This window comes from Arcticibacter sp. (genome assembly GCF_053551015.1).
The window spans coordinates 17,803-39,561 of record NZ_JBMQOB010000014.1; the positions used below are offsets into that span (position 1 = coordinate 17,803).

Genomic DNA, 21,759 nt, shown 5'->3' on the forward strand with positions numbered 1-21,759 from the left:
GCTTCTTATATTAATAGTACGTAGTTATTTAGACTGGTTAAAGATAAGTAATAAAACGAAAAAAGGAAGTTGCATGACACAACTTCCTTAAATATTACTATTAGGATTGTTCCTAAACTGGTTCTTCTACGTGTTTACGAAGCGTTAGTGCGGCTTTCACCATGTTACCTAAGGCAAGCGTCGTCTCCGGCCAATCCCTCGTTTTCAGCCCGCAGTCCGGATTCACCCACAGATTGCGCAGCGGAATAGAAGCTGCGGCTTTCTCCATTAGCGCCACCATTTCTTCGGTGGTAGGCACTCTTGGCGAATGAATATCATACACGCCGGGACCGATCTCGTTGGGGTAATTGAACTCGACAAAAGCGTCAAGCAGCTCCATCTGAGAACGGGAAGTTTCAATCGTGATCACGTCGGCATCCATATCAGCAATACTTTCAATAATGTCATTGAACTCACTGTAACACATATGGGTATGGATCTGAGTTTCGTCACGTACTCCTGATGCCGAGATCCGGAATGCTCGGATGGCCCAGTCGAGGTAAGCCTCCCAGTCCTTCTTCCTTAAGGGCAATCCTTCCCGTACTGCCGGCTCATCAATCTGGATAATATTGATGCCTGCTTCTTCCAGTGCCAGCACCTCGTCGCGGATCGCCAAGGCAATCTGCATGGCTGTTGCAGACCTCGGCTGGTCGTCCCGCACGAAGGACCATTGCAGGATGGTAACTGGTCCGGTGAGCATGCCCTTCATCGGCAAACTGGTGCATTCCTGCGCGAATTTGCTCCAGCGCACGGTCATGTCTTTCTCGCGACTCACATCGCCGAAGATAACAGGTGGTTTCACGCAGCGGCTTCCGTAGCTCTGCACCCAACCGTTGCTGGTAAAGAGAAATCCCTCGAGCAATTCGGCGAAGTACTCCACCATATCGTTACGCTCGAACTCTCCATGCACCAGCACATCCAAGCCGATCTTTTCCTGCCAGCGGATGCTCTCGCTTGTGGCATGGGCAATGGCCTCGTCGTATTGCTCCTGACTGATCTCCCCCTTCTTCAGCTGTCCGCGCAGCTTACGGATATCTGCCGTCTGCGGGAAGGAGCCGATCGTCGTCGTTGGGAACAGCGGAAGTTTCAGCCGCTCCTGCTGGAGCTTCTGCCTCACAGCGAAAGGGCTCTTTCTCCGGGAGTCTTCCTCGCAGATGGCTTCTACCCGCTTCCTGACTTCCTGGCGCTGGGTCAGCGTACTGCTGCGCCGGTCTTCCAGTGCATGGGTGTTCGAAGAAAGCAGCTCGGTATTACCTGCCACAATTTCCGCCAGCTCCCCGATCTCCTGCAGCTTCTGTTTGGCAAAGGCCATCCAGTTCCTGATCTGCGAAGGAATCTTAGTCTCCTGATCGAGATCACAGGGACTGTGCAGCAGCGAACAGGATGCCGCAATCATCAGGCGGTCTTCGCCTACAACCTTTTCGGCTTTTTCGATCAGCTCAAGCGATTTCTGGTAGTCGTTCTTCCAGATATTGCGTCCGTCTACCAGTCCCAGCGACAGCCATCTTCCCTGCGGAAAGCGCTGCAGCAATCCTTCGAGCTGTTCCGCTCCTCTTACCAGGTCGATATGTAACCCTGCTACTGGCAGCCGAAGCGCCAGAGCGGTATTATCACCTAAAGACCCGAAATAGGTCGTCAGCAGCACCTTGATGCCGCCGCATTTCTTGCTGATCTCGGTATAGGCGTATTCAAAGGCGTTCTGCTCTTCTTCACTCAGGTCCAGGCATAAGCAAGGCTCATCAATCTGGATCCATTTAGCACCGTAGCCTTTGAAGGTGTTGATGATCTCGATATAAACGGGAGTCAACTTTTTGATGAGGTCGATCCGCTTAAAGTCTTCTGCGCGACCGGCTTCACTGTCTTTTTCCTTTCCGAGCAGCAGGTAGGAAACGGGACCGGTGATCACCGGCTTCGGTGCTGTACCCAGGATCTGGGCCGCACTGGAGTATTCCGCAAATGCCTTTTGAGAAAATAGTTTGAAGCGCTGGTTGGCGGTAAATTCGGGCACAATGTAGTGGTAGTTCGTATCAAACCACTTGGTCATTTCCATTGCAGGAATATCCAGTCCGTCACGCTGGTAACCCCTGGCCATAGCGAAATAAACATCGATTTCGGAATTTCCGGACACCTCCGTCAGCACAGGCGAATAGCGTTTGGGGATGGCGCCCAGCATGAGCGACATGTCGAGCACATGATCGTAGAAGCTAAAATCGTTGCAGGGGATCAGGTCGATACCTGCCTCCTGCTGCAGTTTCAGGCTCTCCTCGCGGAGCTGCCTGGCAGCATGAAAGAGTTCGTCACGGGTGATTTGGCCTGACCAGTAGTTTTCACAGGCTTTTTTCAGTTGTCGGTTACTTCCGATGCGGGGGTAACCAAGGTTGTTTTTGAGCATACGCATAAAACTTTGTTAAACATTAATGTGAATTAATGCTCCTTACGTTTTGGGTATGCTTTCAGAATTGTGGTGTAGTTGGCGTAGTTTGCAGTGCAGCGACCAGCATGGGGATCGTTGCCGCGGAACATGGCGCGGGACTACTGCTTCAATCGCGAAAGCATTGGTCTTGAACAGATGGCAAGTATCCTGGCTTGTAACTTTCCTTCGCCGTCCTTCTCATCCGCGTGAAGGCGGACAATGGACATGGTCTTGTGGCTCGAAAATCCTGCCTATGAGCAGGTTGTTACTTACAGTTGCGCGACAGCCCGTGAATTGCACACGGTTCCTCTTTAATCCATATCGTTTGCGATATAGAACCTGTCTGTTATAAGAATGAATGTAAAGAACTGCTCCAAATATAGTGTACTGCTTTGAGAATAGCGAATGGCTTCCCCCGATTGGTCTGCGAACGATGCATAAACGGGCTACAAACGCTCTATGATTTGTCTACAATAAATTCAGAGAAAAGGCAAACCAACCCCGGATCAACTACGCTTTTTTAACGTGTTTTCTCGAAGTCGGTCCGAAGTTGGTCAAGTTGATCCGAAGCTGATTCGCGTCTGAATCTACGGCTTTGACCACCTTTAGCTGCCCCTTAGTACCAGAAATTACTTTATATTTGCCGCTCATTTTAATACCCTCACTTCGTGATTAATGTAAATAACATCTCTGTTTCTTTTGGCGGAACCACCCTGTTTAGCGACGTCACTTTCCCAATCAACGAGAACGATAAGATAGCCCTGATGGGTAAGAACGGCGCAGGCAAGTCGACGATTTTAAAGATCATTGCCGGTGCAGCAAAACCAACTACCGGTAGTGTCACCGGACCAAAAGATGCGGTCATTGCTTATCTCCCACAGCATTTGCTTACTCAGGATAATGTTACCGTATTCGAAGAGGCGTCAAAAGCCTTTCATGAGGTGCATTCCATGCAAAAGGAACTGGAAGAACTGAACGAACAGCTCACTATCCGGACCGACTATGAGAGCGATGATTACATGAAGTTAATTGAACGTGTATCCGAGCTGAGCGAGAAGTTTTATTCTGTTGAAGAAACGAATTACGACGCTGAGGTAGAGAAAGTATTAAAAGGTCTGGGTTTCAGTCGTGAAGACTTTGGCCGCCAGACTTCTGAGTTTTCCGGCGGATGGCGCATGCGGATTGAGCTGGCTAAAATCTTGTTGAAGAAACCTGATCTGATCCTGCTGGATGAGCCTACCAACCACATGGATATCGAGAGTATCCAGTGGCTCGAGGATTTCCTGATCAACTCTGCAAAAGCGGTGATGGTCATCTCCCACGACCGTACCTTCGTTGATAATATTACCAACCGTACGATTGAGGTCACCATGGGCCGGATCTACGACTATAAAGCCAAATACAGCCACTACCTGCAGCTGCGTGCTGACCGACGGGTGCATCAGTTGAAAGCCTACGAAGAACAGCAACGCTTTATTGCCGACAACCAGGAATTCATTGACCGCTTCAGGGGTACGTATTCCAAGACACTGCAGGTACAGTCGCGCGTGAAAATGCTCGAGAAACTGGAGATCCTGCAGATTGATGAAGTAGATACTTCCGCATTGCGCTTGAAGTTCCCGCCTTCGCCACGTTCGGGTCAGTACCCGGTGATGGTTGAGGAGCTGACTAAAAAGTACGGCGATCATGTGGTATTCGAAAAGGCTTCGATGGTGATTGAGCGCGGTGAGAAAGTGGCTTTTGTCGGAAAGAACGGTGAAGGTAAATCGACCATGATCAAAGCCATTATGGGCGAGATTGACTTTGAGGGAAGCCTGAAAGTGGGTCACAATGCCAAGATCGGGTACTTTGCCCAGAACCAGGCTGCCTTGCTGGATGAAAACCTGACGGTATTCGAAACGATCGATCAAATTCCGCTGAGCGACGGAACTATCAAGATCAAAGACCTCCTGGGTGCTTTTATGTTCAGTGGCGATGATACCACCAAAAAGGTTAAAGTCCTTTCGGGCGGTGAAAAAACCCGGTTGGCCATGATTAAACTGTTATTGGAGCCGGTGAACGTACTGATCCTCGATGAGCCTACCAACCACCTGGATATGAAAACCAAGGATATCATCAAAGAGGCCCTGCAGGATTTCGATGGTACACTGATCCTGGTATCTCACGACCGCGACTTCTTAGACGGATTGGTAAAGAAGGTGTTTGAGTTCGGCAATAAGCGCGTGCGAGAGCATTTTGAAGATATCAAAGGATTCCTGGAGTATAAGAAGATGACGAGCTTGAAGGAGATTGAACAGGGCTAGGAAAAATCATCCTTCCTTAATTCTGCCAGGGAAATGTCTACTGTTATTTGTAGATGCCCCTGTATGTGCGGCATAAGAATTACGTTTCGGGAAATGTATACAAATTGCTATGCAGCAAAATGTTATCTTTCCGGAACGTAACCTAAAACTAACCGCCAGAAAAATAAGGAATAGCATGTTCAGACCAATTATTGCCGCACTCCTGCTCTTGTTCATCGGAAATACTTTACAGGCTCAAAAAACAGAAAAACTTTTACTCTCAGGAGCGGGTCCTGAAGATGCTGTCCTCTGGGACTTCTTCTGTACTGCCGGCCGGAAAAGCAAGGAATGGACCAAAATAAAGGTGCCCTCCTGCTGGGAACTGGAAGGATTCGGGGAGTACAATTACGGCCATGATAAGAACATGGCAGCTGAGAAGGGCATCTACCGGACAAGCTTCAGGATTCCTGAAGGCTGGAAAGATAAACGGGTGTTTGTGGTATTTGATGGATCCATGACCGACACGAAGGTCATGATCAACGGTAAACAGGCGGGTGACGTCCACCAGGGTGCATTCTACCGCTTCAAACGGGAGATCACGGATCTTGTTGGTACGGGACAGGTCAACAAGCTCGAAGTGGAGGTAAGCAAAATGTCGGCCAACGCATCGGTGAACGCCGCCGAGCGGGAAGCAGACTTCTGGGTTTTCGGCGGTATCTTCAGGCCGGTATATCTGGAGGCAGTCCTAAAGACCCACATAGAGTATTCCGGCATTGATGCTAAACATAATGGAGACTTCCATATGGAGGTCATATTGGATAAGGAGATTGCCAACGCGAACCTCCGGGTGGACATTTTTGATGTGAAGGGCGGCAGGAAGGTGAAGTCGTTCCGATCCGATCCGGCGGGAAAGACCGCTCGTCTGCAGGCATCCACCACTGTCCCGGGAATCAGCGCCTGGACGCCTGAGTTGCCTCAGCTTTACCATGCGGTGATCTCCGTCGAACAAAGGGGTAAACCGCTGCACCAGATCACGGAGCGGTTCGGCTTCAGAACAGTGGAACTAAGAGAGCGGGACGGCGTCTACATCAACGATAAAAAGGTACGGTTCAAGGGAGTTAACCGGCACAGCTATTGGCCTACTACGGGTAGAACGACGAGCAGAGAACATAGCCTGACCGATATCAAATTGATGAAGGAAATGAACATGAATGCGGTCCGCATGTCGCACTACCCGCCCGACAAGCATTTCCTGGAACTGTGCGACTCGCTGGGATTGTACGTGATCAACGAGCTCTGTGCCTGGCAGTCTCCGCCGTATGACACCAAAGTGGGGACCATACTGACCAACGAAATGGTGAAGCGCGATATCAATCATCCCTCCATCATCTTTTGGGCAAACGGCAATGAAGGAGGCTTCAACTTCGACCTTGACCCGCTGTTTCCGAAGCTCGACATCCAGAAAAGACCTGTGATTCATCCTTTTGCGCACTTTGGGGGAATTAATACCACTCACTATATTACGTATAATTCGGGCATCAAGAATATGTTCAATGGCCGAGACATCTTTATGCCGACCGAGCTGATCCACGGCTTGTACGACGGCGGCCATGGTGCGGGACTGGATGATTTCTGGAACCTGATGCTCTCCAATCCACTTTCGGCAGGGATGTTTTTGTGGGACTTTGCTGATCAGGCTGTGGTACGGACGGATAAGAATGGGATACTCGATACCGATAAAGATCACGGAGCCGACGGGATTGTAGGGCCTTACCGCGAGAAAGAAGGAAGCTTTTACACCATCAAAGAAATATGGTCGCCCCTCTTCATCGAGAAGAAATACATCACTTTGGCCTGGGATGGTACACTGAACCTGGAGAACCGCTACGACTTTACCAATACGAACACCTGCAGCTTTTCGTACAGACTGTCGAGGTTCAATTCCCTGAACGGGAACACGGACAACATAAGCGGTACCCTCAGTGCCCCCGACCTTGCCCCGGGCGGAAAAGGACAGCTTAAATTAGCTCTGCCCGAAAACTGGAAGGAATTTGATGTGTTGCATCTGACTGCAAGAGACCAACGGGGCGCGGAGATCTTTACCTGGAGCTTTGAATTGCGCTCTCCGGCTTTCTTTACGGAGCGGATATTGAACAAGATAGCCTCAGATCCTAAAGGGTCAAAACTCAGCGAAGATGCATCCTTTTACAACCTTACGGCTTCTGGCGTTACCGTTCGGATTGGCAAGGAAAGCGGGATGCTGAAGGAAGTGATCAATAAAGGACAACGGATTCCGCTGACAGACGGTCCTGTACTGATCACCAGCAGGGATGTAGAATGTAAGAAGGTGGAGCTTATCCGCTCGGATAACAGCAGCAAAATAGAGGTTACCTACAATTACAGGGGTGGCCGTGAAGCGTATCGCTTTACCTGGGCAATGGCTGCCAGCGGGGTACTGCAGTTAGATTATTATTACCGCCCTCAGGATAATATCGAGATGGCTGGGGTCACATTTACTTTCCCTGAGAAAGATATTCGGGGGGCTCAGCTGCTTGCCAATGGACCTTACCGGGTGTATAACAACCGCATGAAGGGGGGCTCCCTTGATGTCTGGAACAAGAAGTACAACGATGCAATAACAGGAGAGGTCTGGGAATATCCGGAGTTCAAAGGGTACTATAGTCTGTTCTACGGTATGTCCCTTCAATGCCCCACTCCTTTTGAAGTCTACTCGGCATCAGAAGATCTGACTTTGCATCTTTTTACACCCAGTATCCAGCGTCAGTACGATCCGAAGAAAAACTACACCTTTCCTAAGTATCCGCAGGGAAATATCTCCTTTATGGATGCGATTCCGGCTGTAGGAACCAAGTTCGGTGGTGCACAGGAAATGGGTCCACAATCGCAGCTGCACCGGTTCAAGGAGTTTAGTGGTACGCCAAATATGAGGAACAGACTTTATTTCAGGTTTGATTTGTCGTCTTGATGGCATTACATACTGTTGAGGGTTGATCAGCAGGCGTTTCTGTTCGAACGGCTACTGATTTTGAGATTAATATGAGATAAACACTAATTTTTCCTTGAAATGCCTGTTTAACTACATATGGAAGATCGCTGTATTTGTCTAGAATCTCTAAACCCGGAGGTAAATCTTTAACCGGTCTAACACATACCCGATACACCATAATACCAGCATGTATGAAATCGCAAATAACAACGAGGCATTCTTATCCGCCAGCCGCCTGGTATAAAGCTTTGCGTAGATCTCTTGCGCTACGGTCGATTCTGTTGTAGGAATGGAATAGAGGATCATGATGAGGGTTCCGGATAAGGCGTAAAGGAACAAAGGATTTTTGCCGAACACTTCAAAGAAATAGGTCCAGCGTTTGATCGAACATACTTCAATAACATACACCAGGACGCACAAAATAATCAGGTCGAGACCGATAGCATGTAGGGCATAAGAACTGGTCCAGATCGGTTTGTTGATCGGAAGGTACAGGTTCCATAGCTGAGCCATGGCAACCAGCAGCCAACCCAGAAGCATCATTTTTAGCAAGCTCTTTTTGGCATGCCCGCTTTCGCGTATGTAATCGGCGACAAGATAGCCGGCAGTGACATTGACAATTGCGGGAAGGCTACTCAAAAGGCCTTCAGGGTCGAACGGAATGCCGAAGCCCTTATACAATACGGCGGGATCAAAGAAGAGAAGATCGAACTTAAGCACGGCATTGCCCTCCAGACTGTAAGGTGCACCTGGATCTCCAAAGTAGCACAGGATGGCCCAATACAGGAAGAGAATTGCACAGCTGGCGATCAGGACCGTTCTCTTTGTAAAATAATAGATCATCAGGGAGGCCAGGAAATAACATATCGCAATCCGCTGCAGTACTCCCATGATTCTGATGCTGGTCAGATCAACCAGATGGATTTCTCCGTTCTGCAGCTTGTAAAAAGGAAAGCCGTTCAGGAAATAGCCGATCGCAAATATGATGAGCGTTCTTTTGAAAACCCTGGCGAGGAAAGCGGATTGGGATAAGTCCCCCAGCTTTTTCATGCTGAAACTCATCGAATTCCCAACTGCAAACAGGAAAGTCGGAAAGACCAGGTCCGTCAATGTAAAGCCATGCCATTCTGCATGCCTGAAGGGGGCATAGATATTCCCCCAGTCGCCCGGGGTGTTTACGATGATCATCAGGCAAACTGTCAGGCCTCTCAGCACATCCAGTGAGAGATACCTGAGGGGAGCAGATTGAGTAGCATTCATTTGAGGTATTCAAATTGGTTATCGGTCGTTCTTGAAAAGCTTGAATCGCATCGCGTGGTTTTTTTAGCAATCCCCCGGGGGTTCCTGTTCCCCGGGGGTATTGCTTTGCCTAGGGCTTGATCGTCTTTCCTCCCCTTCCAGCCTGATTAAAGACGCGCAGGGATATTCCCGGCACATCCTTCATCTCACCCGGGAAGACTTTGCTTTGCACAGTTGGTTCTGTACCATCTGTTGTATAGCGGATGGTAAATCCGGGGTAAAGCACGTTAGCCTTTAGCTGACCGTTTTCTTTGACATATGCTGCTGGCGGAATTCTGTACTGGAATCCTCCTGCATGCTGGTCGAGGCGCGGCAACTCTTTTTTGCCAAGGGTATTCACAAACTCAGACCAGGCATTCTTGTACAGAGCAGCTGCCTTACTTTCGTCTGTCTCGTTCGCCCAGGCAGGATCGGGCGCCCAACTGCGTTCTGCAAGGCCCAGCACTTTAGGCAGAAGCAGGTATTCCAGTCTCTCCGCACTGGTGATGATCTCACTCCAGAGGGGTGCCTGCAAGCCGACTACATTCGCTTTATTTTCTGGTTTTAGTCGCTCCATCTTGTCGAAATACGATTTGGGAAGCGGCTCGTCGGTTTCCCTGTCCGTCTGGTTCTTGTAGTAGTCGAACGGAATAAAGCGGAAGAGCTTCTCGACATCCACATAACCGCCCCAGTATTGTCCGGGCTCGTCATAGCTTTCGCTATAGGCCAGATCCATGTACATATTGGTAACGTTTGTGAGTATGACTTTGTAGCCTGCATTGGCCAGCTTGTAAGCGAGGTCTTCATTTCCGGAGAGGTTATTCCAAACGTCAACATGGAAGTTCTTTCCTGCGAATCGGGGTTCTACCACCATTCTCTTTTTGCCGTCTACCATGGCCTTCTTCATACCGGTCTCCTCCCAGCCGTAGGTGTACAGACCTTTGGAGGCGAGCATGGTATTGATCCTGTTGAAGAAATAGTACCAGAGCTCGTCGACCGTGCCGATGGATTTATCACGCTGGATCAAGGCTTCTGCGGCGGGCGACCGCTCCCATACTCCCCCGGGTACTTCGTCTCCACCGAAATGGATCGTTTCGATCGGGGCGCCTGCTTCGCGGTGCATGGCGATAATCTCGTCGGTAACTTTCTCCAGGAAGGTATAAACGGAGGGTACAGCCGGATTAATGACGTTATCGTTGAAGCCCTGGACGGAACGGTAGACCGACTTGTCGTTCACATCGCGCAACAGGTATTTTTCGGCCCCGGCTTTATCGCCTTGCTTGATCAGTCGCTCATAACGCGCATCCATCGCTTTGATGGCTGCTCTTGCATGGCCGGGGGTCTCAACCTCCGGAATTACTTTGATGTGCCGTGCAGTAGCATACTTTAAGATCTTGATATAATCTGCTCTGCTGAGATGTCCGCTTCCGAAACGGTTCAGGGTGTCGGGACCCGATCCATAAGATGGCTGGATAGCCTGGTGCGGATGGAATGGGTGAGCTCTCCGGGAGCCGACTTCGGTGAGTTCCGGCAGTCCGGGTATCTCCAGGCGCCAGCCCTCATCCTCACTCATGTGAAGATGAAAAACGTTCAGTTTGTATAAGGCCATCATGTCGAGCACTTTCATGATCTGGGATACGGACTGGAAATTTCGGGCAATATCCATCATAAAGGCACGGTGACCAAAGCGCGGCTGATCTTTTATCTCGACAGCAGCGATCTTCTTAGGCTGAGCGGTTGTTGCAGCTTTATCGGAAGGAAACAACATCGTCAATGATTGAATTCCGTAGAAGGCACCTGCGGGAGATGATGCGGTGATCGTGATTTGCTCCGGGCTGACGAGAAGCTCGTATGCTTCAACTGAGGGCATCGCTTTCTTGCTGATCACGATGCTCGCACCGGATCTCTGGTTCGAAGATGTCAGGTTTGTACCTGTCAGTCTCAGCACTTCTGCCCGGAGATGATCCGCTTCGCCGCGGAATGCTGCATCTGCATATACAGTCATCACTTTCTTTAGCTCGAAATACCCGGTGTTCTTCTTATAGCTCGCAGGCGTTGGAAACACCGGAGGCAGCGCTTCCAGAGGAAGATTGGTGATCTGCGCGTTCTGCTGGAAGCTCCGCGCAGCGAGCTGCTCCTCCCGTTTTGGATAGTCCGTCAGGGATCTTGTGACCAGTCTGGGAATGTATGCCTGAGTGGGACGATCATTAAATATGATATAAAAGCCCTTGGGATAATCCGTGATGTTTTTCAGGCTTCTGGATAGAAAAGCAGCCTGGAAGGTCTTACCGGGAGCTAATGCTGCGAAGGCTTTTCCCGGCATGATCTTCAGAAAGTCACCATTGATCAGTTGTGCGGAAATGGCGGCGGTGTCGGCACCTGTAGAGCAGACAGCGGCGCCGTTGTAATAGATCGTCCAACCGGATGCGGGAAAGACTTCGCTGCCTGTGTTGCTGATCTTCAGAACGGAGCGGGTTTCTCTTGTTCCGTTGTAGTTATTTTCCAGGACTTCCCATGTGAGTGTAAGGGGAATACTGTCTGTAGCCAGTGCACGTTGGGTGTTCTGCATGGGTCCACTTGTTACAAAAGGGTTGTGTTTTGTTTTGTCATTTAGTCGGGATGGTACTCGCGCTTCTGCACTTGCTGTGACGGTAGAGATCAATAGCAACGCTGAAAGTAAGCTTTTGGGAAGTTCGTACATGGTTATCTTCATACAGTTAAATTTTCAGGCGAATATTTCTTTTTTCCAGTAGTCCTGTAAATATAATAATCGCAAGTGCATAAAGCAGGGATTTCAGGATGCCTACTCCTCCTTCCCTTAGTTCGGGAGGTAATTGCAGTGCCATCATGGAGATCAATGCATAATGAATATAGGGCAGCAGGTAACAGGTGAGCGTACTCGTTCCGCCCGGTTTGATCAGGGTGTACCATTTTGTTTTTTGCCGGAGATCAGTGATCCAGGTAATCAGCATAAAGCAGATCAGGCTGATGCCTGAACAGATGAGTACCCAGGATGGCGTGGCGTGGATCTTGGAGATCCCCCAGAGTGGACGGCTCATAAAGCCAAGCGCCGTCATCACTAAAGTAAAAAGGCCCAGCGTGATCCAGAACATCGATCGCTTGATATCGTATTTTCTATAAAGAACAGCGGTGATCACCCCACCCATGCATAAAGCAGGCATGGCTCCATCACCGGAGATCCAGATATAGGAACGAACAGGTTCGAGGAACCCGAGCCAGCCGAGAGAGGCTGCCGCGCTGAAAGAAAGAAAAAACACCAGGGCGATGACCTGGATAAAGAGCTTGCCCTTTGAAAACAGGTAAACACAGGAAGCGCTGAAATATCCCCAGCCGATCAGGCCGAGGATTCCCCACCAGTGCACTCCCATAGCTTTAATGCCGGACGAATCTTCGTTGCCATAGAGAAAGGTCAGGACCAGCAGAAAAAGCAATCCGCAAGCTTTCCTTACTTTCACGCTCGTGGCTCCGGGATCTTTATATGCTGTCCAGATCAGGAAAAAAGCGATGATAAGCAAGATCATCCAGATGTTCCGGGGGAGCAAACCGGCTTTACCATACATTTCGGCGTTCACCAGAAATAGCCCCATAAGCAACAAGGCAAAGGTGCGCGACAGGATATGTATAAAGATCCCGATCGGGCTGTCGCCTTTGCGGCGGCGACTTTCCAAAGCGAACGGTACGGAGAGTCCTACAATAAACAAAAACGCCGGGAAGACCACATCGGCCAGACCCATACCATCCACATCGGCTGGCACGTGCTCGAGCCAGCCGGGAGTATGATGGAGGGTCCAGAGATCGTTGACAAAGATCATCAGGAGCATGATCAGTGCTCTGAAGGCATCGATAGCAATTGAACGGGGCGGTTTCACAGTCCTGATCGTCTACTTTAAGATGCCTGATATAATTTTGATCAGCGAATTCGCTTCAGCGGCGTCGTAGTTGCCGGCCCATACATATGCGCCACGGAAACCCTGATTTTTAATATACGTAGCTTTCTGGCTGACAAGCGGTTTGCCATTATAGTAGACTCCCTTGGCAATGGTCGTGGAGGAGTCTCTCTCCAGAGCTCCCGGATCAGCTGCAAGAATAGCTGAAAAGGGCATGTACTCATAAGATCCCCAACTGGCATTGTTGCCGTTGGCATCGAGTTCGTTGTACCTCAGACCGAAGGCCGGGATGCCCAGCACGAGTTTATTGGCGGGAATACCCTTATTGGTCCAGATCGTTGCTCCTGCAGTCATAAAATTAAACGGAGAGGCTTGTCCGGGTTTCGCACCGGGACCGACCGTCACGCCGTTTTCAAATGCATGAACATTAATCCAGTCGGCTGCTGAAAGATTGGCATACTCCCAATGCATATAGTTGGTGGTGACGGTTACTGTGACGAGTGCGCCTTGTGGCAATGCTGCTTTTAAGGCCGTCAGGAACGGTGTCACCGCAGCAGCATTGCCTCCGGCGATGGCAGGATCGTCATTACTTAAATCTGTCATCATAATATCAATCCCATCCAAGCGGTGGGCTTGAACGTAGCTGGCCAGTGTTTCCACAAGCGAGGATCTGAGGGCAGGATCACTGATCGATGATCCGAAATCATTGCTGTTATAGAGGGACCAGCCGTCAACGCCCGAGAGCCGGCCACTGACGCCAAGCAGGACAGGAACGCCGTTGATATGTCCCCTTGCTACGAGTTCGTCGAGGTTCTGATTCTGGTTGGACTTCGAGAAATCCACACTTCCGCCAGGCAGGACTCTTGCGCCGTTAAAAGCGATATGTGTCACATCGCCCCAGTTAATACCTGCGGCAGTCGCATTCTCTGATAGATACGACATAACGGTGCGAGCAGCGGGCTTGGGAGTATATCTTGAAGGGCTAACGAGCACTTTGGAGATGCGGGTTGCCGTCTGCCCGTTGTAGCTGGCCTCCAGCTTGATCTCAAACTCTCCCCCTTCCTTCGGAGCAAAGGTAAACGCCGTGTCGGTGGATACTTCCTGGCCGTTGACCTTCCAGCTGATCTTTGTCTTTTCTACAGGCTTCGGTGAGAAAAGCAACCCGGTATACACCGCTGACTCTCCCTCCTGAATGATCCGGGAAGGGGCTTGAAAAACGAGCCCCCCGTCAAAGATCCGCGGGAAGTAATTGGAGGTATCCGGCTCATCTTCTTTAGCACACGACGCCAGCAAGTAAGATATAAATAAGAGAAAATAACTAAGCTTCTTCATGTTGAAATAGATTAACAGTAATTAATCGGATAGAACTTCATTGATCGCCTTGAGCAGGGACTTATCTCCCGGAGCGTCACCCAGCAGCTGCCATATCATCACCCCGCCTGCTTTCCTTGAGCGGGCCAGCTCTACTTTTTTGCGGATGGTGAGCAGGCCGTTGTAATAAATGGTTCCTTGTCCGGGAACTTCTACCTGATCCTGGAGCTCAGTGCCGGGCCATTGCTTCACAATGTCGCCGTAAGAGAAACTCTCTGCTATAGCGGGACCGAAGCCGTAGCCATAGAACGGAAGTCCCAGTGTGACCTTCGCGGCCGGAACTTTACGGGTATTGATCCAATAATCCAGGTCTGCCTGAGCAGCCTCAAAAGTAGAATGGGGACCGGACCGCTCTTTGTTCCATGGACCGGTTTGATCGTAGGACATGATATTGATGATGTCATAAACGGCAAGCGCCTTGTCAGACACCGCCTTCCCTGTCCAGGTATTCAGCGCCGAGGTGATCATCTTGTTGAGTGCTTTAAGCTGAGCGGAAAGAGCAAGCACGAAAGGCTCATAGTTTTCGTCGATAAACTCATTCTCAATATCCACATCGATGCCGTCAAAGTTATTGTCGACTGCAAACTTCACAAGCTCATTGATCAGGGTAGAACGCTTCTCCGGTTTGAGCAGGTCTTTCAGGTACGGCGGCGGCACTCCTCCACCTATTGAGAAGAGAATTTTGACCTTCTGATCCTGAGCTTGCTTCACTATTGTTGCCAACCTGTTCACCGGTTTATACAGGCCATCTGCTCCGGGATTAAGGAAGGCGATATTGAGGTGGGTGATGTGCCTGAGATCCAGAGAGGCAAATGCGGCATTCAGGTTATCGCTGCTGCTAAAGAGATAGCCGACTACAAAGGGCCGGCTGCGTTCTGCGCCTGCATCATCTTTCTGCCCTTCTTCAGCTTTGGACTTCTCACAGCCTGCCAGCAGCGAAAAAAGCAGGCTGAGCAGGAATAATATTTTGATCTGTTTCATCATGTTCTTTTTTGTTAAGCATCAGGGCTTGTCCCACCATACACGGTTTGTCCAGACGTTGCCTCCCGGTCCGATCGACTGAACGGCCGCTGCTGCATTGCTTGCATTTTGCTCCAGTTCAAGTAATGGGTATTCAAAGCGGCGGGGAATTGTCTGAATGGATGAATCGTAGTTTGGCGACGGAGTCAGGCGCGGGAAGCCTGTCCTTCTCCAGTTCGCATAGGCCTCAGGGCCGTTCAGCAGAAGGGCAATCCATAACTGCTGGTTAATGATTTCGATCTCCCTGCCCGGCAGAAGTGCGTTCGCTCTGATGAAGCCTTGTATCTCCGTATCGGGAATTACAGGTCCACCAGGGAACAGACTGAGCTGTCCCATCGCCGCCTGTATGCCCCTGGCATAATGCTCTGCGGCTGTTCCACCGTTATTGCTACCCCAGCGCACTGCCATTTCAGCCAGAAGGAATTCGACCTCTGCATACGTGAGGTGCAGATAAGGAGCGTCATTCCGGATCATAAAGTTGGCGAGCTGTGCCTTCTGATCGTTATTCACGGCCTGCATGGTCCCTCTTCCTGGAACATCAATGGTGATGGGATTGCGCCAGCCGTCCCAGATGTATTCATTGGATGGAACGCCATTGTATCCGATCTGGGCCACCACAGGAGCCGTGATATCGATCCGTTCAAAGGGCCTGTTGACGATATCAATATAATATTTGACGAGCCTTGACAGACGCGGGTCGTTGGTGCTGCGAAGCTGCTCGATAAAGGTATTCTGAACGCGCGGAATCACCTCCGACTGGCAGAAGGCAGCAGATACGGCGTTTCCGCGGACATCTGTATACGTATTTTGGATATTCAGATGGTTCATTTTACACATTTCGGCGTTGGAGCTAAATACCCCGGCCTGGACGGCAGCTTCGGCCTCCTGCCTGGCTTTCTCCGGATTGACCTTGACCAGCCGCATGGCATAGCGCAGGCGGAGTGAGTTGGCAAACTTTCTCCAGGACTCTATATTGCCGCGGTAGAACAGGTCACCCGTCACCGCATCTTTTGATGCATCCAGCTGAGCTGCGGCTTCGGTCAGCTCCTTAAAGAAATCGTTGTAAATATCTTCCTGCTTATCAAACACCGGCCGTATGATACCGTCTGAATACGCCTTTCCGGCTTCTTTGTAGGGAATATCGCCATACACATCAGTCAGGCGCGCGAACTCATAGACCTTCATGATCCGGCACACGGCATTCATGTTTGACTTGGCAGGATCTCCGCTCGTCCGGTTTACCGCATCGACAATATTGACGACATCGTTATTGTAGGTGTTATTCCAGAGCGAAGAAAGGTAGTTCCTGTCATACACGTAGAACTGTCCGTTCCTGTTCAGCCAGATCCCTCCGATCTGCTGCACGAGCGGCATGGTAAAAACAAGACCCAGCTTTTCATTTACTTCCAGATCACCGGAGAAACGAAGCTGTACGTTGGTCAGCTGCAGCGCGGGATCGAGATTGCTGGACCGCGAAGGGTCTATATTGGTAGCCTCGAACTTATTACAGGAACTCATTACTCCGGCGATGACCAGCAACCGGAGCAGATGTCGAGTTAATTTCGTCTTCATGTTATATCTCATGATAAGTTTTTAAAATCTAAAGTTCAGGTTGAAGCCCCAGCTGCGTCTGGTTGGAAGGGAGCCGTACTCGAGTCCCTGCCCGTTGCCGTTGTTGTAGTTCGAATCGGGGTCAACGTTTGGTGTGTCCTTATAGATGATGAAGGGGTTTCTGCTGACCACAGAAAGCTGCAGGTCGCGGATGCCATAGCGGGAGACCAGTTTCGACGGAAAGCTGTAACCCAGGGAGATCTCACGCATTTTGACATAGGAACCATCATAGATATAGGGCCTGGCGACGCCACCGCTGGCGACAATCTGTGGCCAGTAAACCGAAGGATCGACTGCGCGGGTGTTCGGTACATACTTCCCGTCTGCGTCCATCACCACGCCTTGCGGAACCAGCCCTTTGACCCGTCCCATTGCTCTCCACTGTTCTGCGGTATAGCCCAGCGACTGCCTCTCTTCTTCCGAAGCGATCCATTCTTCCCGGCCTTCGAGAGTAGTGTTGAGACTTCCTCTGCTTGCTGCAAAAAGATTGGTCATGGAGAACAGGTCTGAGCCGTATTTCACATCGATCAGGGCATTCAGCGTAAAGGCTTTGAAATTTAAAGTATTGCTCATACCTCCGGTCCAGTCGTAGATCCCTTTACCCACTACCTGCCTTTCAGTACTTTGCATAGGCAATAGGGTATTTGGGTCGAGGACAAGATTTCCCTGCGGATCATACTGATAGTCGAACGCCAATATGGAACCATAGTCCTCTCCCGGTTTGGCTATAACAGCAACCCCCATCCATCTGGCTTCAGACAAAGTGAGAAAGGGAACGCCATCGGCAAGGGATTCGACTTTGTTGATATTCCTCGCGAAGTTCAGGCTGAAGTTCCATTTTAAAGCTGTTTTGGTAAAGGGACTTGCATTCAGCATCATCTCAAGACCTCTGTTGGTCACCACTCCTGCATTGATCGTTTGGGTAGCGAATCCGGATGAAACAGGTACTGGTACCCGGTTGATCTGGTCGCGGGAGCGCTGGTTGTAATAGGTCAGGTCGAGACCAATGCGGTTACCAAAGAACTGAAGCTCCGTACCGACTTCCCATGAGCGCGTGCGGGTAGGAACAAGATTTTTGTTGGCCATCACATCCGTGCTCAATCCCCCATAAGAAATAGATTCAAATGGCAGGGGATTCACGGCATAATAAAGATCAAGCAAATAGGGGTCGGTATCGCTGGCCACTTCGGATATATCCGCTCTGATCCTACCCATGCTCAGGAACTTCTTATTAAGCTTCAATGCATCCGAGAAGACAAAGCTCGTAGCTAATGAGGGATACGTATAGGATTTAGAGAGCGTAGAGTATGCATCCTGCCGCAGCGTTGCGTCGACATAGAGATAGCCCTTGTAAGAGGCGCTGAACAATCCGTAGGCAGAGTTCAGATGCTTGCGATAGGGCACCTGAACGATATTCTTGTCGGTAAAACTGGTCGGCGTGATCGCATCAAGCACTGTCAGATTGGTGAACTGCATATTGTCTGCCTGATTATGCACCCGGGAGATACTTCCTCCGAAGCGGGCCGAAAGATGTAAGGACCTGGTAACCTGCTTCTCCGCTGTGACCAGCACATCGGCTTCAGTGGTGACATATTTACGATTGATCTGATCGAGTGCGCCGGTGATAAATCCTGGCGTGGTGCGGGGACTGAACTTCTCAAAATCGATATAGGTAAGATCTGTAGAGGCACGTCCCTGCAGGCTTAACCAGGAAGTGGCCTTGTAGTTCAGTTGGAACGCACCGAGAAGTCTGTTCTTGCCTGTTTCGTTGCGCATTTCATTGATGACCCAGTAGGGATTCAGGCGGTACTGGCCTCCGCCCCACTCAATGTACGATCCGTCGGCATTTTTATATTTCTGGGCGAACCAGTCCTGGTCGACATTGTTAGCCAGGCCGATGAAAGCATTACCAATGTTGCCGGGGTCGTCTGCGAGGGCGGGACGGTTATCAACCTTTTCATTCATGTAGAACGCCCGGGCTTCTACTGTCAGTTTGGGACCGAAATTGGAGGTTCCGTTGAAGGTGAAGGAATTTCTGCGCATCCCGCTTTCAGGGATAATATCGCGATTCCTCAGGTCGGAGACGGACAGACGGAATGATCCTCTTTCAGTAGAGCTGTTCAGCGATACCGTAGTGGTTGTGGTGACTCCCGTACGGAAGAAACCGCCGATGTTATCCTCCACCTTCTGGTAAGGCCGGTAGACGCCATCATAGGAGATCACGCTTAGATCAGGATCCAGACGCGCACCGAAGTTATTGAACATGGAGGTCCTGGCCTGATCCGCTGAAGTGTTAATGGTTTGATTCCTGCCCTGTCCGTACTGATACTGGTAACCGTCAAAACTGGTGAGCTGATCTTCAAATGAAGTCGTGCTGTTCAGCTCTATCCCCGAATTCCCTCTCCCTTTCTTGGTGGTGATCTGGATCACGCCGTTTGCGGCCCTTGCACCATAAAGAGCGGCAGCAGAGGGTCCGCGAAGAATACTTATTTTATCGATATCATCCGGATTGATGGCCGAAATCGCATCCCCGAAATCATATCCCTGGGCATACATCCCCGAACCGGTACCTCCGTAATTGGAGTTATCAATCGGAATACCGTCGACCACATACAGCGGCTGATTATTGCCGGTCACGGTGGTATTTCCGCGAATGATGACGCGTGATGAACCGGAAGGTCCAGCTGCCGTACTGTTGATGATCAGTCCCGGCACCTTACCCGCCAGTGAGTTGATCACATTTGTTTCACGGGCCTTCTTAAGACTTTCGCCGTCCACCTCAGACACCGCGTATCCGAGTGCACGCTGTTCCCTTTTGATACCGAGGGCTGTTACCACGGTAGTCTGCAATTCAACAGTTGTTTCGGTAAGGATGACGGTAATGTCTCGCTGTCCCTCTTCGGCAACCACCGAGTGCTCAGAGAAGCCGATCATGCGGAAGCGAATCATGTCGCCCGGATCGGCATCAATGCTGAAGCGACCGGACTGGTCGCTGGCGACAGAGAGGCTTTTATTTACGTTTGCGACCACGACGCCAGGGAGAGGCGTCCCCTTTGCATCTTTGATGAGGCCCTGCAGCCTGAAGGCACGTCTTTCTTTCTCTTTTACAACGACGATCTTCTCCTGGATGACGTAGGTGAGCGGCTGGTTTTCGAGGCATTTATCGAGCACCTGCGTCAGCTCTGCGTTCTTAATGGAAAGACTAACGAGGCGGGCCCTGCTAATGAGGTTCTCATCGAAAATAAAGTCATAGCCCGATTGTTTTCTGATCTCCTGGAAAACCGCTTTAAGGGGAACGTTTCTCTTATCCATACTGATCCTTTGTGCGAAAGATCCCGCACTGACAGACATGGCGCCGACGAAGAGCAAGAGAATAGTTAGTTTCACAGCCAAGAGTAGTTTAGTTGGCAGCCATAGAAGTGGCCTGCCAAGATTAATAGCATTAAAATGCATACTTTTGCTTGAGTTTGAGTGAATACCTGATTACTGACAAAGGCCGGCTATGCCGGAAGGGACGAACTCAGATGATTGCGTGAAGGTGTTACCAGCACCTTTACGTTTCTTTCGTTTGTCCTCAGTTTAGCTTAACATCGTAGAATTAGGGACATACATTTGAGTTTTATGGTGAATACTAGTTATCTGCTTAGGGTCACTTTACGACCCTGTGTTTCAACCTTTACTTTACCTGTTAGCTCAAGTGCACGGAGCACTGCGGAGAGCTTTTTATTCCTGGAAACTGTACCGCCTATCTGCACTTCATCAGGCATATCCTGGTAAACTACTTCAACATCGTACCAGCGGGCAATTTGCCTCATTGTAGCTTTCAAATCCTGACCGTCGAAAATAAAATCCCCGTTTTTCCATGCGAGCGCGAACTGTGCATCTGCTTTAGCTGTTGTAAAGCGCTGATCGTTGAGCACAGCTTCATAGCCCGGCTTTAGTTCAATGGATGTAGGCGTCTGCGGAGAAGAGAGCCGTACCTTGCCTTCGAGTAGTGTGGTCCTGACAATCTTTTCATCTGTGTAGGCGTTGACATTAAAGTGCGTGCCTAGTACTTCTATTTTCTGATTGCCGGTCATGACAATAAAAGGCATGCGCCCACCCGTGGTGGGATCGATTGCTTTAGCGACTTCAAAGTAGGCTTCGCCCGTTAAGTTAACTTGTCGCCCTTCCTTACTGAAGCGTGTGGGATAACGAAGGCTTGAACCGGCATTCATCCATACGGCGGAACCATCGGGAAGGATGACCTGCCATTGCCCGCCTTTCGGGGTCGTGATCGTGTTATAAGCTATTTCCTCTCCTGCCGGCTGTCCCCAGCCATCTTCCTCCGCCAGGTAGATCAGCTGTCCAGATTTACGTTTTGAAATTTTTATTCCATCCTGCCCTGATATGGTACCGTAGGCAGCATTATTGAGGTCTATAACACGTCCGTCTGCCAGGGTAAGCGTTGCCCTGGAGGAACCGTGTTCAACATCTGTTACTATGGTTCTGATTTTGGCTTCTTTTTCTGTGGCTGGTGCCGGGCTTCTCTGATACAGGTAGATACCCGTACCCAGTAAGAGAAAGATGGAGGCAGCGGCGAAATAGCGGGGCCAAGATTTTGCACTACGTTTGGGGGAAACGGAGGACAGATGCAATGCAATCTCCCCGTCCATATCCTGTTCCAGGAGTTTATCAAAGCGCTCTTCGCCGATCAGTCCCAGGAGCGCCTGCAGCTCCTCCGGACTGGCTTCACCAGCTTTGTACCTGGCAAGTAGTTCCTTGATATGTTCTTGATCGGAAAGCGACATGGAGACGGTATTTATCAGTATGTCGGCTGAAACTGGAAAG

General features: G+C 50.2%; 11 protein-coding genes and 1 riboswitch. Of the genes, 2 read left to right on the forward strand and 9 right to left on the reverse strand.

The annotated features are described in order from the left end of the window. Positions 1–112 precede the first annotated feature (112 nt). Complete coding sequence (gene metE, locus ACO1NU_RS08255) at positions 113–2,431, reverse strand: 5-methyltetrahydropteroyltriglutamate--homocysteine S-methyltransferase (protein ID WP_448818019.1); 2,319 nt, start codon at positions 2,429–2,431, stop codon at positions 113–115. A 162-nt stretch (positions 2,432–2,593) separates the two neighbouring features. Beyond that, a riboswitch (cobalamin riboswitch) is annotated at positions 2,594–2,811 on the reverse strand. 309 nt (positions 2,812–3,120) lie between these two features. Between metE and ACO1NU_RS08260 the strand changes: the two genes are divergently transcribed. Then, entirely contained in the window at positions 3,121–4,755 is a 1,635-nt protein-coding gene (locus ACO1NU_RS08260; RefSeq protein WP_448818001.1) for an ABC-F family ATP-binding cassette domain-containing protein, read from the forward strand. Between the two features lie 175 nt (positions 4,756–4,930). Next, complete coding sequence (locus ACO1NU_RS08265; RefSeq protein WP_448818002.1) at positions 4,931–7,720, forward strand: glycoside hydrolase family 2 protein; 2,790 nt, start codon at positions 4,931–4,933, stop codon at positions 7,718–7,720. Positions 7,721–7,867: 147 nt separating this feature from the next. On the opposite strand, the gene ACO1NU_RS08270 is transcribed toward ACO1NU_RS08265, so the two are convergent. The 8 genes from ACO1NU_RS08270 to ACO1NU_RS08305 form a co-directional block, all read right to left on the reverse strand. Continuing rightward, positions 7,868–9,001 carry an acyltransferase family protein gene (locus tag ACO1NU_RS08270; protein WP_448818003.1) on the reverse strand — a complete coding sequence of 378 codons (1,134 nt, stop codon included), beginning with the start codon at positions 8,999–9,001 and terminating at the stop codon, positions 7,868–7,870. A gap of 109 nt (positions 9,002–9,110) precedes the next feature. Beyond that, positions 9,111–11,732 (reverse strand): family 20 glycosylhydrolase, encoded by a 2,622-nt coding sequence (locus ACO1NU_RS08275; protein ID WP_448818004.1) that lies wholly within the window; start codon positions 11,730–11,732, stop codon positions 9,111–9,113. Positions 11,733–11,736: 4 nt separating this feature from the next. Next, the gene (locus ACO1NU_RS08280) at positions 11,737–12,909 is read right to left on the reverse strand and encodes a DUF5009 domain-containing protein (protein WP_448818005.1); all 1,173 of its coding nucleotides are present in this window, start codon (positions 12,907–12,909) and stop codon (positions 11,737–11,739) included. 12 nt (positions 12,910–12,921) lie between these two features. After that, the gene (locus tag ACO1NU_RS08285) at positions 12,922–14,259 is read right to left on the reverse strand and encodes a glycosyl hydrolase family 18 protein (protein WP_448818006.1); all 1,338 of its coding nucleotides are present in this window, start codon (positions 14,257–14,259) and stop codon (positions 12,922–12,924) included. Between the two features lie 21 nt (positions 14,260–14,280). Further along, positions 14,281–15,282: a glycosyl hydrolase family 18 protein gene (locus ACO1NU_RS08290; RefSeq protein ID WP_448818007.1), complete on the reverse strand. Its 1,002-nt coding sequence runs from the start codon at positions 15,280–15,282 to the stop codon at positions 14,281–14,283. Between the two features lie 18 nt (positions 15,283–15,300). Continuing rightward, positions 15,301–16,890 (reverse strand): SusD/RagB family nutrient-binding outer membrane lipoprotein, encoded by a 1,590-nt coding sequence (locus ACO1NU_RS08295; RefSeq protein WP_448818008.1) that lies wholly within the window; start codon positions 16,888–16,890, stop codon positions 15,301–15,303. A gap of 21 nt (positions 16,891–16,911) precedes the next feature. Next, positions 16,912–20,316, reverse strand: coding sequence for a SusC/RagA family TonB-linked outer membrane protein (locus ACO1NU_RS08300; protein ID WP_448818009.1), 3,405 nt, complete (start codon positions 20,314–20,316; stop codon positions 16,912–16,914). 248 nt (positions 20,317–20,564) lie between these two features. Further along, positions 20,565–21,719 carry a FecR family protein gene (locus ACO1NU_RS08305; RefSeq protein ID WP_448818010.1) on the reverse strand — a complete coding sequence of 385 codons (1,155 nt, stop codon included), beginning with the start codon at positions 21,717–21,719 and terminating at the stop codon, positions 20,565–20,567. Between the last annotated feature and the right edge of the window lie 40 nt (positions 21,720–21,759).